Source organism: Gordonia hongkongensis, assembly GCF_023078355.1.
In the GTDB taxonomy this organism is placed as follows: Bacteria; Actinomycetota; Actinomycetes; order Mycobacteriales; family Mycobacteriaceae; genus Gordonia; species Gordonia hongkongensis.
In genome coordinates this window covers 2568086-2582023 of record NZ_CP095552.1, presented here as the reverse complement: position 1 = coordinate 2582023, position 13938 = coordinate 2568086, and the positions used below count along the sequence as shown (strand labels likewise).

Below are 13938 nucleotides of genomic sequence, written 5' to 3'. Positions count from 1 at the left end.
CCCCGTCACGGTGGACCGATACGGTGTGGGACGTGACGCACTCCACAACGATTCCGCAGAACTTCCCGCAGTCCTCCGACCTGACCGGCCGGTCCGCGCTCGTCACCGGTGCCAGTCGCGGCATCGGTGAGGCGATCGCGACGGAACTGGCCCGTCGCGGCGCCTCGGTCGTCATCACGAGCCGGAAGGCCGAGCCACTCGAGGAGGCGGCCGGCCGGATCCGGACGGCGGTGCCCGGAGCGACGGTCTCGGCGTGTGCGGGCAACACCGGCGACGCCGACGACCGGGCGGCCGCCGTGGCCGCGGCCGTCGCACAGGGCGGCGGCATCCACATCCTGGTCAACAACACCGGGATCGCGCCGCTGGCCGGCCCACTGATGGGGGCCGACCTCGCCGCGTACCGCAAGACGTTCGACACCAACGTCGTCGCCGCGCTCGGGTTCGTCCAGGAGGCCTACCGGGCGGGCATGAAGGACACCGGCGGGTCGGTCGTCAACATCTCGTCGGTCGCGGGTCTGCGGTCGACGGGCGTGATCGCGGCGTACGGCACGTCGAAGGCGGCGCTGATCCGCCTGACCGCCGAGCTCGCCTGGGAACTCGGCCCGGCGATCCGCGTCAACGCGATCGCCCCCTCCATCGTGCGGACCAAGTTCGCGTCGGTGTTCACCGAGGGCGACAACGAGGCCCGCGCGGCGAACTCGTACCCGATGAAGCGGATCGGGGAACCCGAGGACGTCGCCCGGGCGGTCGCCTTCCTCGCGAGCGACGAGTCGGCGTGGATCACCGGCGAGACCCTGGCCGTCGACGGTGGCATGCTCGCCACCGGCGGTTCGTGACGTCCCAGCCCGACGACGCGTCACCGTCCGGATCGTCGCCCGCGCCGAAGGACAGGATGTGAGTTCCGGAGTCATCGTCGCGGGGGCCGGGCCGGCCGGCCGCGCCCTCGTCCACCGCCTGGCCCGTGCCGGCGTATCGGTCACCCTGGTCGATCCGTCTCCCGACCGGGTCTGGCGGTCCACGTTCGCCTGCTGGTCCGACGAGTTGCCCGAGTGGGTCGAGCAGTCCGCCGTCGCCGCCCGGACCGCGCGCATCGGGATCGCGGGCCGCGAACTCGAGGAGGTGGCCCGCGGGTACACCGTCTTCGACACCCCCGGCCTGCAACGGTCACTGACCCTCGACGGGGTTCCGACCCGTTCCGCTCGGGTGGTCGAGATCGACGGCGCGCGTGTGCATCTCGATGACGGTTCGGTCCTGACCGGCGATGCCGTGGTCGACTGTCGCGGTGCGCTCCCCCACGACGCACCTCGACAGACGGCGTACGGGATCGTCGTCGACGCGGAGGTGGCCGCACCCGTGCTGGACGGGCACGAGGCACTGCTCATGGACTGGCGGGGTGGCGCGACAGACCGCTGGGCGCTGCCGTCCTTTCTGTATGTCGTGCCGCTCGGCGGGGGCGAGTACCTCCTCGAGGAGACCTGCCTCGCCGGGCATCCCGCCCTCGGTCTCGACGAACTCGAGCGCCGCCTGGCCGCGCGGCTCGGTGGGATGCCGTCGGGGATCCGGCGGGTCGAGCACGTCGACTTCCCGCTGACCGGCTCATCACCACACCCCTGGCGCGATCCCGTTTTCCGGTTCGGCGCCGCGGGCGGTTTCAAGAACCCGACGACCGGCTACAGCGTGGCGACGTCGCTGATGTGCACGGACGCGGTCGTGGCGGCGCTCGCAGCAGGCCGCGACCCCGCCGCGGATCTGTGGCCGCCGTCCACCCGTGCGGTGCACAACCTGCGTCTTCGTGGGCTCAGCGCGCTGCTGGGGCTCAGTCCGTCGCAGACGGTCGCCTTCTTCGAGGCGTTCTTCACGATGCCCGTTGCCGCACAACGCACTTACCTGAGCAAGCGGGGCGATCTGACCGGCACGATGAGCGCGATGACCAGGGTCATCGCCGCAGTCGACATGCGTACTCGCGTCGTGGTGGCACGGGGCGCGATGTCCACCCCGGCGTGGGCCGGCGACGCCGGCTGATCAGCGCCGCAGCACTCGCCACCGCCGGATCATGTCGTCGACATCGACGGTGTGCGCGACGACACTGTGCGGCAACGCCATCTGGCGAGAGGCGAGATGTGCCTCGCGCACACGGCGATTGAAGTCGACGAGGATGTCACGGACCGCGTCCTCGTCGGCGATGTGGCGCAGCGACTCCGGAAAATCCTGTGCCTCCCGGCGCAACAGCAGGGGCGCGGGGAGCAACGCCGACGAGTCGAGGTTCTCCTCGCGGATCTTGCGCTTGACCCACCAGTCGGGATCATCGCTGTCGGTCAGATCCAACGGCTTCCCCGCGCCCGGCAGGTTGTCGAACTCGCCGCGTTCGGTGGCCTCGCGGATCATCCGCTCGACTCGCGACTCGAAACGCCTCATGCGATCAACTCCTCGCACGGAAGTGCCCTATCGACGACCAAGCGCCGGACCCGGTCGTCGATCATGACCGGGGCCGGCGCAGCGGTGTGTCCGATCGTCGGTCAGACGGTGAAGCCGAGGGCGCGGAGCTGTTCGCGACCGTCGTCGGTGATCTTGTCCGGACCCCACGGCGGCAGCCAGACCCAGTTGATCTCCATGTCGGTGCACAGACCGCTGGAGACCAGCGCACCGCGCGACTGATCCTCGATCACGTCGGTCAGCGGACAGGCCGCCGAGGTGAGGGTCATGTCGATCTTCGCGACCGCGTCGTCGGTCACCTCGATGCCGTAGACCAAGCCGAGGTCGACGACGTTGATCCCGAGTTCGGGGTCGACCACGTCGCGCATCGCCTCCTCGACGTCCTCGATGGCCGGCAGCGACGTCGCGGGCGCGGCGGGTGTCCCCGTCACGCCGGTGTCGGTGGCCGCGGTCGTCGGTGTGTCTGTGGTGGCTGTGTCGTCACTCATGCTGTCTCCGCTCGTGTCTCGTGGCTGTCCATCGTCTGCGCGAGTGCGTCCTTGAAGGCCATCCAGCCCAGGAGCGCGCATTTGACGCGTGCCGGGTATTTGCTCACCCCGGCGAAGGCGATCCCGTCGCCGATGACGTCCTCGTCGCCGGCGTCCTTGCCGCGGGAGGTCATCATCGCGTTGAACGACTCGACGGTGGCCAAGGCTTCCCCGACCGGCCGGCCGACGATGAGGTCGTGCAACACCGACGTCGACGCCTGCGAGATCGAGCATCCCTGCCCGTCGTAGGACACGTCGTCGATGCTCGAACCGTCGTCGGAGACCGCCACGCGCAGGGTGACCTCATCACCACAGGTCGGGTTGACGTGATGGACCTCGGCACCGAACGGTTCACGGAGTCCGCGCCCGTGTGGGTGTTTGTAGTGGTCCAGGATCACTTCCTGGTACATCTGTTCCATCCGCATGGCTCAGACCGTCCCGAAGAACTTCTGCGCCGTGACGATCGCGGCGGCGAGCGCATCGACCTCGGCGAACGTGTTGTACGCGGCGAACGACGCACGCGCGGTGGCGGCGACGCCGAAGCGCCGGTGCAGCGGCCACGTGCAGTGGTGACCCACCCGGATGGCCACGCCCTCGTCGTCGAGGATCTGACCGAGATCGTGGGCGTGGATGCCGTCGACGAGGAAGGCCACGGCGCCGCCGCGGTTCTCCGGGGTCGACGGCCCGATGATCCGCAGGCCCTCGATGTCGCCGAGATGCTCCAGCGCCCGCGCGGTCAGCGCATGCTCATGCGCGGCGACGGCGTCCATGCCGAGGTCGGTCAGGTAACGCACCGCGGCACCGAGTCCGACGACCTGCGAGGTCATCGGCACGCCCGCCTCGAACCGTTGCGGCGGCGGGGCGTAGGTCGACCCCTCCATGGTCACGGTCTCGATCATCGAGCCGCCGGTGATGAACGGCGGCAACGCATTCAGCAGATCGGACTTGCCGTACAGCGCTCCGACGCCACTGGGCCCGAACATCTTGTGCCCGGAGAAGGCGGCGAAGTCGACGTCGAGTGCACGGAAGTCGACCGGCATGTGCGGCACCGACTGGCAGGCGTCGAGCACGACGAGTGCGCCGACCGCCCGTGCGCGCGAGACCAGCTCGGCCACGTCGGCGACCGCCCCGGTCACATTCGATTGATGGGTGAACGAGACGACCTTCACCGACTCGTCGAGGGTCAGCGAATCCAGGTCGATCCGGCCCTCGTCGGTGACCCCGAACCAGCGGAGCGTCGCGCCCGTGCGGCCGCAGAGCTCCTGCCACGGAACGAGATTGGCGTGATGCTCCAGCTCGGTGATGACGACGGTGTCGCCGGGCCCGAGCGCCGAACCCCCGAGGACGTCCGCGGACCGCGGGTCGCCGAGGGTGTAGGTCACGAGGTTGAGTGCCTCGGTCGCGTTCTTGGTGAACACGAGCTCGTCGGCGGACGCCCCCACGAACGCCGCGATGACCTCCCGGGCGTCCTCATACGCATCGGTCGCCTCTTCGGCGAGCTGATGCGCGCCGCGATGCACCGCCGCGTTGTGGTGCGTGAGGAAGTACCGTTCGGCGTCGAGCACCTGGACCGGACGCTGCGAGGTCGCCCCGGAATCCAGGTACACCAGCGGCTTTCCGTCGCGCACGGTGCGCGAGAGGATCGGGAAGTCGGCGCGCAGCGAATCGACGTCCAGGGCGGTGGAAACCTCTGTCGAGAGTGTCACCTGGTACACCTCCTGTGCTGGTCGGCTCGGATCGGTCGGGCGGTCTCAGCCGGCCTTGGCAGCCGAGGTGAAACGCTCGTAACCCTTCTCCTCGAGCTCGTCGGCGAGTTCGGGACCGGCGGATTCGACGACGCGGCCGTTGACGAACACGTGCACGAACTCCGGCTTGATGTAGCGGAGGATGCGCGTGTAGTGCGTGATCAGCAGGATCCCGCCGTTGTCGCGCTCCTTGTAGCGATTCACGCCCTCGCTGACCACCCGCAGGGCGTCGACGTCGAGGCCGGAGTCGGTCTCGTCGAGGATCGCGATCCGCGGCTTGAGCAGATCGAGCTGGAGGATCTCGTGACGCTTCTTCTCACCGCCGGAGAAACCCTCGTTGACACTGCGCTCGGAGAACGACGGATCGATGTCGAGCGAGGTCATCGCCTCCTTGGTCTCCTTGACCCAGTGGCGCAGCTTCGGCGCCTCACCGCGCACGGCGGTGGCGGCGGTCCGCAGGAAGTTCGACATCGAGACGCCGGGCACCTCGACGGGGTACTGCATGGCGAGGAACAGTCCGGCGCGGGCCCGCTCGTCGACGCTCATCTCCAGGACGTCCTCACCGTCGAGGGTGATCGACCCCGAGGTCACCTCGTACTTGGGGTGACCGGCGATGGCGTAGGACAGCGTCGACTTGCCGGAACCGTTGGGGCCCATGATCGCGTGCGTCTCCCCCGACTTCACGGTCAGGTCGACACCCTTGAGGATGTGGATGGGCTCGGCGTCGGCGTCGGTCTGCGCGACATCGACGTGCAGGTCACGGATTTCCAGTGTGGTCATAGTCTCAGGATTCTTTCTCCGGGCTGGGAAGTTCGGATGGCGAGGGTGATCGGCGGTCAGGCGCCGGCGAGTTCGAGTTCCTGCTCGACCGCGGCCGAGAGACGCTCGCGCAGCTCGGGCACACCGATCTTGGCGATCACCTCGCCGAAGAAGCCGCGGATGACGAGGCGTCGGGCCTGGTCCTCGGGGATGCCGCGGGCCTGCAGGTAGAACAGTTGCTCGTCGTCGAAACGACCGGTGGCGCTGGCATGTCCGGCACCGACGATCTCGCCGGTCTCGATCTCGAGGTTCGGCACCGAGTCGGCACGCGCGTTGTCGGTGAGCACCAGGTTGCGGTTGAGCTCGAAGGTGTCGGTGCCCTCGGCCTCGGCGCGGATCAGCACGTCGCCGACCCACACGGTGTGGGCCTCACGGCTGCGATCGCCGGAGACGTCGCCCTGCAGCGCGCCCTTGTAGACGACGTTCGAGCGGCAGTGCGGCTGGCTGTGGTCGACGAGGAGTCGCTGCTCGAGATGCTGGCCGGCGTCGGCGAAGTACAGACCCCACATCTCGACGTCGCCACCGGGCGCGTCGTAGTGGACGATCGGCGACAGCCGAACCAGGTTGCCGCCGAAGCTGATCGCGAAGTGGCGGACCACGGAGTCACGGCCGGCACGCACGTGATGCGTCGCGACGTGGACGGCGTCGTCCTCCCAGTCGTGGATGTTCACGACGGTCAGTGCGGCACTGTCGCCGACGACGAATTCGACGTTCTCCGCGAACGTGCCGCTGCCCTTCTGATCGAGGACGACGACGGCGCGCGCGAACGCCTCGAGCCGGATCTGGGTGTGGCCGAAGGCGGTCTCGCCCTCGCCGGGACCGGTGACCGTGACGGTGACCGGCTCGGCGAGCTCGACCTCGCGGCCGACGGTCACCACGGTCGCCTGCGTGAACGACGAATACGCCTGCGCGGCAACACGGTCGAACGGCACGCCGCCCTCACCGAGCCGCTTGTCGTCGCGACCGACGGTCTCGACGGTCACACCCTCGACGGCCCCGGCAACCTCTACGCCGGCCTCGCCGGTCCGCTGCGCGGACCCGTCGTGCAACCCGCGGAGGCGACGGAACGGGGTGAACCGCCACGCCTCCTCGCGGGGACTCGGCACCTCGAAGGCGTCGACGTCGAACGAGGTGAACATCTCGCCCTTGTTGACGACGGGCGCCGCCGAGCCGGGAGTGGTCACGGGCAATGTGGGATCGGCCATCAGCCGACAGCTCCTTCCATCTGGAGCTCGATCAGGCGGTTGAGCTCGAGCGCGTATTCCATCGGGAGTTCCTTGGCGATCGGCTCGACGAAGCCGCGGACCACCATGGCCATCGCCTCGTCCTCGGTCAGACCGCGACTCATCAGGTAGAAGAGCTGATCGTCGCTGACCTTCGAGACGGTCGCCTCGTGGCCCATCGTCACGTCGTCCTCGCGGATGTCGACGTACGGGTAGGTGTCGCTGCGCGAGATGGTGTCCACCAGCAGCGCATCGCATTTCACCGTCGACCGGCTGCCGTGCGCGCCGTTGTTGATCTTGATCAGACCGCGGTACGACGCCCGGCCACCGCCACGGGCCACCGACTTGGAGACGATGTTGCTCGAGGTGTTCGGCGCGAGGTGGACCATCTTGGAACCGGTGTCCTGGTGCTGGCCCTCACCCGCGAACGCGACCGAGAGGACCTCGCCCTTGGCGTGCTCGCCGGTCAGCCAGACCGCCGGGTACTTCATGGTGACCTTGGAACCGATGTTGCCGTCGATCCACTCCATGGTCGCACCGGCCTCGGCCTTCGCGCGCTTGGTCACCAGGTTGTAGACGTTGTTCGACCAGTTCTGGATGGTCGTGTAGCGGCAGCGGCCGCCCTTCTTCACGATGATCTCGACGACCGCGGAGTGCAGCGAGTCCGTCTTGTAGATCGGCGCAGTACAGCCCTCGACGTAGTGCACATAGGCACCCTCGTCGACGATGATCAGCGTGCGCTCGAACTGGCCCATGTTCTCGGTGTTGATCCGGAAGTAGGCCTGCAGCGGGATGTCGACGTGGACACCCGGCGGCACGTAGATGAAGGACCCACCCGACCACACCGCGGTGTTGAGCGCGGAGAACTTGTTGTCGCCCGCGGGGATGACGGTCCCGAAGTACTGCTGGAAGATCTCCGGGTGCTCCTTGAGCGCGGTGTCGGTGTCGAGGAAGATCACGCCCTGCTTCTCGAGGTCCTCACGGATCGAGTGGTAGACGACCTCGGACTCGTACTGCGCCGCGACACCGGAGACGAGACGCTGCTTCTCCGCCTCGGGGATGCCGAGCTTGTCGTAGGTGTTCTTGATGTCCTCGGGCAGGTCGTCCCACGTGGCGGCCTGCTTCTCGCTGGAGCGCACGAAGTACTTGATGTTGTCGAAGTCGATGCCCTCGAGCCCCGCACCCCAACCGGGCATGGGCTTCTTGTCGAAGATCTTGAGGGCCTTGAGGCGCTGCTCGAGCATCCACTCGGGCTCACTTTTCTTCGCCGAGATGTCGGCGACGACCGCCGGGGACAGTCCGCGCTTGGCGCTCGCGCCCGCGACGTCGGAATCGGCCCAGCCGTAGCCGTACTTGCCGAGGGCGGCGATCGTCTCCTCCTGGGTGAGGGGCGCCGCTGGGGTCGGGGTGGCCGGATCGGTGACAGTCATCGCGTGGCCTTTCGGGTTGTCGTGGCGGTCGGTGTCTGGTTCGGGATGGCGCGGGGCGATACGGGCTGCGTATCGGGGTCCGCGACGGCCCCGGGTCGGTCTTCGGTGGTCCCACCCGGCGGTGGGTGGATCGGCACATGGGTGGTGCAGGCGCAGTCACCGTTGGCGATGGTCGCCAGACGCTGCACGTGCGTGCCGAGCAGTTCGGTGAAGACCGCGGTCTCCGCCTCACACAGCTCCGGGAACTCGGTGGCGACGTGCGCCACCGGGCAATGGTGCTGGCAGATCTGCATGCCGGTCCCGACCTGACGCGTGTTGGTCGAGTACCCCGCGCTGGTGAGCGCGTCGGCGATCTCGTCGACCGTGTCGGCAACGGTCACCGGGCCGGTGCTGGGACGGACGCCGGCGACGATGCGTTCGACGCGCTCGCGCGCGAACTCGGCGACCGCGTCGGTGCCGCCGAGATCACGCAGCTTACGCATCGCCGCACCGGCCAGGTCGTCGTAGGCGTGGCGCATCTTGCCGCGTCCGGAAGCGGTGAGCTGGAAGTACTTGGCGGGTCGGCCCCGGCCTCGCTGACCGAACCCCGGCGAGGCGACCTCGATGTCCCCGGCGCCGGTCAGGGCGTCGAGATGGCGACGGACGCCGGCCGCCGAGATGCCGAGGCGCTCGCCGATGTCGCCGGCGGTGAGCGGGCCGTCTTCGACGAGCAGGGTGATCACGGCCTCCCGGGTCTGACCGTCGTGGTGCGCGTCGACACCGCCGGTCACTCCGGCACCCGTACCAGCGGAGGGCACGGCGCCGGCACTGCCAGAAGGCAGCACAACATCGTTCCGCATGGTTTTCACAACACGAGTGTGACGTAATTACTTCCCTGCTGCCAGCAAGGGTGCCCTTATCGCAGGGGGTCGTGAGGCCACCACGCCCGGCGATTACAGTCGTCGTGTGCCCGAAACCACAGCTCCGCGCCGCGTGCCGGACTACTTCGGACTCGTCTGGACCCGGTTGGTCGCCCTGCTCGACTATCTCGGACTGCGCAAACAGCGCCCTGCCGCTGCCGGCGCCGAACCCGGCGACTACGGCAAGACCGTGGCCCGCCTACACGACGACGAGCGCGAGGTCGGCCCGCTCAACGCCGAGGAGACCCGCCGGCTCCGCCGGATCAAGCTCTTCGGCGCCACCGGCTCGGTACTGATCCTCATCGGCGCCCTCGGGACCGGTGCGGTACCCGTACTGCAGAACCCCGTTGCCGGGATGCGCGTCCTGTCGTTGCCGTCACGCATGTTCGGCACCGCCCTCGCGCTGTCCATCGGCGGCGCGATCACCCTGGTCGTCGCGTGGTTGTTGCTCGGCCGGTTCGCAGTCGGCCGGTTCAGCGTCGAGGTCCGCCACGGCCGGAGCCCGGAGCGCCGCATGAGCCGCCGCCAGGCCGACCGGACCCTCATGCTGTGGATCGCCCCGATCATCGTGGCGCCGCCGCTGCTGAGCAAGGACATCTACTCGTATCTCGCGCAGAGCGCCATCGCCTTCCGGGGCATGGATCCGTACTCGGTCAGTCCGGTCCGCGGACTCGGCGTGGACCACATCCTGACCAGGTCGGTGCCCAACCTCTGGCGTGACACCCCCGCGCCTTACGGCCCCTTCTTCCTGTGGATCGGCGAGGGCATCACCAAGGTCACCGGCGACAACATCACCGCCGCGATCTTCCTGCACCGTGTCGTCGCACTGATCGGCGTCGCGCTCATCGTCTGGGCACTCCCCCGCCTGGCCCGCCGCTGCGGGGTCTCGTCGGTGGCCGCACTCTGGCTGGGCGCGATGAACCCGCTGGTCATCCTGCATCTCGTCGGGGGCATCCACAACGAGGCCCTCATGCTCGGCCTGATGCTCGTAGGTCTCGAATTGAGTTTCCGCGCCATATACGGCGCCGAACGACTCCGCCGACCCGGGACCCTCGTCCCCACCCGAGCGGGCTGGTTGCTCATCGGCGGCGGTGCGGTGCTCGCGGCGTCGGCGATGATCAAGGTCACCTCGATGCTCGCCCTGGGCTTCGTCGGCATCGCCCTGGCCATGCGGTGGGGCGCCACCCTGCCCGTGCTCCGCCACACGCCGATCCGGGAATGGTGGGGGCGCTCCCGGTGGTCGGTGTACATGCTGAGCGCGTCGGCGGCCTTCTACGTGGTGGTCCTGGGCATCGTGATGATGGGAATCTCCCTCGGCACCGGGCTCGGCTTCGGCTGGACGGGCACGTTGTCGACGGGCGAGATCGTCCGCTCGTGGATGTCGATGCCGACCCTGTTGTCGGTGACCACCGGCCGGATCGGTGTCACCCTCGGCCTCGGTGAGCACACGCAGGCGATCCTCGAGGTGGCCCGGCCCATCGGCCAGCTCGTCGCCGCCCTGTTCATCGTCCGGTGGATGCTCGCCACGCTCGGCGGCCGGCTCCACCCACTCGGCGCACTCGGTGTGTCGATGGCCACAGTCGTGCTGTTCTTCCCGTTCGTGCAGGCCTGGTACCTCCTGTGGGCCGTGATCCCGCTGGCCGCGTGGGCCACCGGCGCCTGGTTCCGGATCTCCACCATCGCGGCGTCGGCGATCATCGCCATCGTGGTGATGCCCACGAGTTCCAACACGAGCGGAGTGGTTCTGGCACAAGGACTTCTGGCCGGTGTGATCATGGTCGCGGTTCTCACCGCCCTGTTCTTCGAGGACCGCGCGCCCCGTCGGCGACGCCGCCGCGGGCCCGTGTCGGACGACGACGAGGCGACGGCCGGGTCGGCGTCGGCACGACGATGAGCGCATGCGCCGTGTGCCCGGTCACCGCTTTTCGTCCCTGGGCTCCGAGCGCCTAGTCTGACCAGTGTGCGCAGCACGACCTCTCGGCAGATCAACGACGACGATCGGGTGAACGATCGTCGGCTCCGCGATCCCGGGTCAGCCGCCTCCGCCGGCACCCCGGCCGCCACTGCGGCGGCCGTCGAGGTCCGCGGTCTGGTCAAGCGCTTCGGTGATCGCACCGCGGTCGATCGGCTCGATCTCACCCTCGAACGCGGCGAGATCCTCGCCCTGCTCGGTCCCAACGGCGCGGGCAAGACCACGACCGTCGAGATCTGCGAGGGCTTCACCGCACCCGACGCCGGCAGCGTCCGCGTCCTGGGTCTCGATCCCATCGCCGACAACGACGCGCTCCGGCGCCGCATCGGCGTCATGCTGCAAGGCGGTGGCGCCTACCCGGGAGCCCGGGCCGAGGAGATGCTGCGCCTGGTGGCCGCGTATTCGGCCGATCCCATCGATCCCGATTTCCTGCTCGACGCACTCGGGCTGACCGAGGTGCGTCGAACGTCCTACCGACGTCTGTCCGGTGGCCAGCAGCAGCGCCTGGCCCTCGCCTGCGCGGTCGTCAGCCGCCCCGAACTGGTCTTCCTCGACGAACCGACCGCCGGACTCGATGCCCACGCCCGCCTCGTCGTGTGGGAACTCATCGACCGGCTCCGGGCCGACGGAGCATCCGTCCTGCTCACGACGCATCTGATGGACGAGGCCGAGGAACTCGCCGACCACGTCGCGATCATCGATCACGGCCACGTCGTCGCCGACGGGACACCCGCCGACCTCACCAGCACCGGCGCCGAGAACGAACTGCGCTTCACCGCACCACGTGGACTCGACCTGTCGATGCTGGTGCTGGCCCTGCCCGAGGACTACCACTGCACGGAGGCCACCCCCGGCTCGTATCTGGTCATCGGTCCGATGACGCCGCAGGTGCTGGCCACGGTGACCGCCTGGTGCGCCAAGATCAACGTCCTCGCGACCGATCTGCGCGTGGAGACCCGCAGCCTCGAAGACGTCTTCCTCGATCTCACCGGACGGACCCTTCGACCGTGACCTCATCCGCACCCACCGGGCTCCCCCGCCCCGCCGACCGTGCTGCCGGAACATTCCCCGACGGTCTGTTCCGCCCCGCTCCCCGGGCGGCGTCGCTGCCGGCGATGATCGCCGCGCAGAGCGGCCTCGAACTCAAGCTCCTGCTGCGCAACGGCGAGCAGTTGCTCCTCACGATGTTCATCCCGATCACGCTGCTCGTCGGTCTGTGCCTGCTGCCGATCGACACCGGGTTCGGCGACGGCCCCGCCGAGCGGGCGGCGCTGTTCGTCCCGGCGATCCTGACCGTCGCGGTGATGTCGACGGCGTTCACCGGACAGGCGATCGCCGTCGGGTTCGACCGTCGCTACGGCGCGCTGAAACGCCTCGGCGCGACGCCGATACCGCGCTGGGGCATCATCGCCGGCAAGTCGATCGCGGTCCTCGTGGTGGTCGCGCTGCAGTCGGTGATCCTCGGTGGGATCGGCGCCGCGTTCGGCTGGCGACCGAGCCCCGTCGGTCTGCTCATCGGTGCGGTGGTCCTCGCGGTCGGCACCGCGTGCTTCGCGGCTCTCGGGCTGCTGCTCGGCGGCACCTTGAAGGCCGAGGTCGTGCTGGCACTGGCGAACCTGCTGTGGTTCGCGTTCATCGGCCTCGGCAGTCTGGTCGTCGTCGACTCCAACATCCCCGACGCCGTGCACTGGATCGCGCGGTGCATCCCGTCGGGGGCATTGAGCGAGGCGCTCGAGATGGCCTCGGAGGGTTCGTTCGACGCCTTCGGGGTGGGCGTCTTGCTGGTGTGGGCCGCGGTGGCCGGCACCTTGGCGGTGAGGTGGTTCCGATTCCGATGACATCCGATACTTCGAACGCCCCGGCGACGGCCCGGTCGGGCGATCATGCCGCGGCCGCCGGCGACGGGCGCCGGCCGCTGTCCGGTCCGTGGCGGTTCGTCCCCGGCTTCGGCCGGCCGACCGCACGATTCGTGCATCGCTGGGCCATCGCCCTGCTCGTCTCGAACGTGGGCATCGTGGCCACCGGCGGCGCCGTGCGCGTGACCGCCTCGGGCCTCGGTTGCCCGACCTGGCCGCGGTGCACCGACGAGTCGTTCGTGCCGCACGGCGAACTGGGCATGCACGGCGCGATCGAGTTCGGCAACCGTCTGCTCACCTTCGTGCTGATCGTCATCGCCATCGCGACCTGGGTCGCCGTCCTGCGGTCGGCCGGAGCGGCGCGCCGGGACAAGTGGCTGGTCACCCTCATCGCGCTCGGTATCCCGTTCCAGGGGGTGATCGGCGGGATCACGGTCCTGACCCAGCTCAACCCGTGGGTCGTCGCGCTGCATTTCCTGCTGTCCATGGCGTTGGTCTCCGCATCCACCGTGCTCGTCTACCGGATGCGTCCGTATCCGACGCCCACCGCGCCCGATGCCGACGCCCCCTCGACCGCCACGCGCCGGCTCGGCATCTACCTCGCCTGGCTGGTCTATCTCGTCACCTGGGGCACGATCTACCTCGGCACGGTCGTGACCGGTTCCGGCCCGCATGCCGGCGATGTGGACGCCCCGCGGAACGGTCTCGACCCCGGCAACGCGACCCAACTGCACGCCGACGCCGTCTTCACCCTCGTCGGGCTCGCGATCGCGGCCCTCGTCTACGCGCGGGTGTTCGCTCGGCCGCAACAGCGCTCGGCAGTGGTGTTCATGCTGCTCCTGCTGCTTCAAGGCCTGATCGGGTTCGTGCAGTTCGCCACGGATCTGCCCATCGCCCTGGTCATCGCGCACATGTTCGGCAGTGCGGTCCTGCTCATCGGCGCCACCTGGCAGCTCCTGATCGCGCGGAACCCGGTCGCCAAGGAATCGGCCACGAAAAAGGCAGACCCGCTGCGCGAGCCTGCCTGATCGAGC

Annotated in this window: 14 protein-coding genes; 6 read left to right on the top strand and 8 right to left on the bottom strand. The window is 69.0% G+C overall.

Translation table 11 applies throughout. The features are described 5' to 3' along the window. Window positions 1-23 precede the first annotated feature (23 nt). Together MVF96_RS11720 and MVF96_RS11715 are read left to right on the top strand one after the other, a co-directional pair. Window positions 24-836: an SDR family oxidoreductase gene (locus MVF96_RS11720; RefSeq protein ID WP_247452026.1), complete on the top strand. Its 813-nt coding sequence runs from the start codon at window positions 24-26 to the stop codon at window positions 834-836. 58 nt (window positions 837-894) lie between these two features. Next, entirely contained in the window at window positions 895-2022 is a 1128-nt protein-coding gene (locus MVF96_RS11715) for a lycopene cyclase family protein (RefSeq protein WP_247452025.1), read from the top strand. Here MVF96_RS11715 and MVF96_RS11710 read toward each other — a convergent pair whose 3' ends face one another. From MVF96_RS11710 to MVF96_RS11675, 8 genes are all read right to left on the bottom strand, one after another. After that, window positions 2023-2415 (bottom strand): DnaJ family domain-containing protein, encoded by a 393-nt coding sequence (locus tag MVF96_RS11710; RefSeq protein ID WP_205333444.1) that lies wholly within the window; start codon window positions 2413-2415, stop codon window positions 2023-2025. It abuts the gene before it with no gap. Window positions 2416-2516: 101 nt separating this feature from the next. Then, window positions 2517-2921: a metal-sulfur cluster assembly factor gene (locus tag MVF96_RS11705; protein WP_082652858.1), complete on the bottom strand. Its 405-nt coding sequence runs from the start codon at window positions 2919-2921 to the stop codon at window positions 2517-2519. Further along, on the bottom strand, window positions 2918-3385 hold the full coding sequence (sufU, locus tag MVF96_RS11700) for a Fe-S cluster assembly sulfur transfer protein SufU (protein ID WP_058250382.1): 468 nt from the start codon (window positions 3383-3385) through the stop codon (window positions 2918-2920). Before sufU ends, MVF96_RS11705 begins: the two co-directional genes overlap by 4 nt. A gap of 3 nt (window positions 3386-3388) precedes the next feature. Further along, complete coding sequence (locus MVF96_RS11695) at window positions 3389-4666, bottom strand: cysteine desulfurase (protein WP_137808819.1); 1278 nt, start codon at window positions 4664-4666, stop codon at window positions 3389-3391. A gap of 45 nt (window positions 4667-4711) precedes the next feature. Continuing rightward, window positions 4712-5485, bottom strand: coding sequence for a Fe-S cluster assembly ATPase SufC (gene sufC / locus MVF96_RS11690; RefSeq protein WP_058250381.1), 774 nt, complete (start codon window positions 5483-5485; stop codon window positions 4712-4714). A 56-nt stretch (window positions 5486-5541) separates the two neighbouring features. Beyond that, complete coding sequence (sufD, locus tag MVF96_RS11685) at window positions 5542-6729, bottom strand: Fe-S cluster assembly protein SufD (RefSeq protein ID WP_078112383.1); 1188 nt, start codon at window positions 6727-6729, stop codon at window positions 5542-5544. Continuing rightward, window positions 6729-8177, bottom strand: a complete 1449-nt coding sequence (sufB, locus tag MVF96_RS11680) for a Fe-S cluster assembly protein SufB (RefSeq protein WP_058250379.1) — start codon at window positions 8175-8177, stop codon at window positions 6729-6731. The genes sufD and sufB overlap by 1 nt, the downstream gene beginning before the upstream one ends. Next, entirely contained in the window at window positions 8174-9016 is an 843-nt protein-coding gene (locus MVF96_RS11675) for a helix-turn-helix transcriptional regulator (protein ID WP_247452024.1), read from the bottom strand. Before MVF96_RS11675 ends, sufB begins: the two co-directional genes overlap by 4 nt. A gap of 133 nt (window positions 9017-9149) precedes the next feature. Between MVF96_RS11675 and mptB the strand changes: the two genes are divergently transcribed. From mptB to MVF96_RS11655, 4 genes are all read left to right on the top strand, one after another. Next, window positions 9150-10970, top strand: coding sequence for a polyprenol phosphomannose-dependent alpha 1,6 mannosyltransferase MptB (mptB, locus tag MVF96_RS11670; protein ID WP_165630850.1), 1821 nt, complete (start codon window positions 9150-9152; stop codon window positions 10968-10970). 108 nt (window positions 10971-11078) lie between these two features. Next, window positions 11079-12059, top strand: a complete 981-nt coding sequence (locus tag MVF96_RS11665; RefSeq protein ID WP_418930445.1) for an ABC transporter ATP-binding protein — start codon at window positions 11079-11081, stop codon at window positions 12057-12059. Next, entirely contained in the window at window positions 12056-12886 is an 831-nt protein-coding gene (locus MVF96_RS11660; RefSeq protein WP_058250375.1) for an ABC transporter permease, read from the top strand. The genes MVF96_RS11665 and MVF96_RS11660 overlap by 4 nt, the downstream gene beginning before the upstream one ends. Further along, a complete protein-coding gene (locus MVF96_RS11655) occupies window positions 12883-13932 on the top strand; it encodes a COX15/CtaA family protein (protein WP_137808816.1) in 1050 nt (349 codons plus the stop codon). Before MVF96_RS11660 ends, MVF96_RS11655 begins: the two co-directional genes overlap by 4 nt. The last annotated feature ends 6 nt before the right edge of the window (window positions 13933-13938 follow it).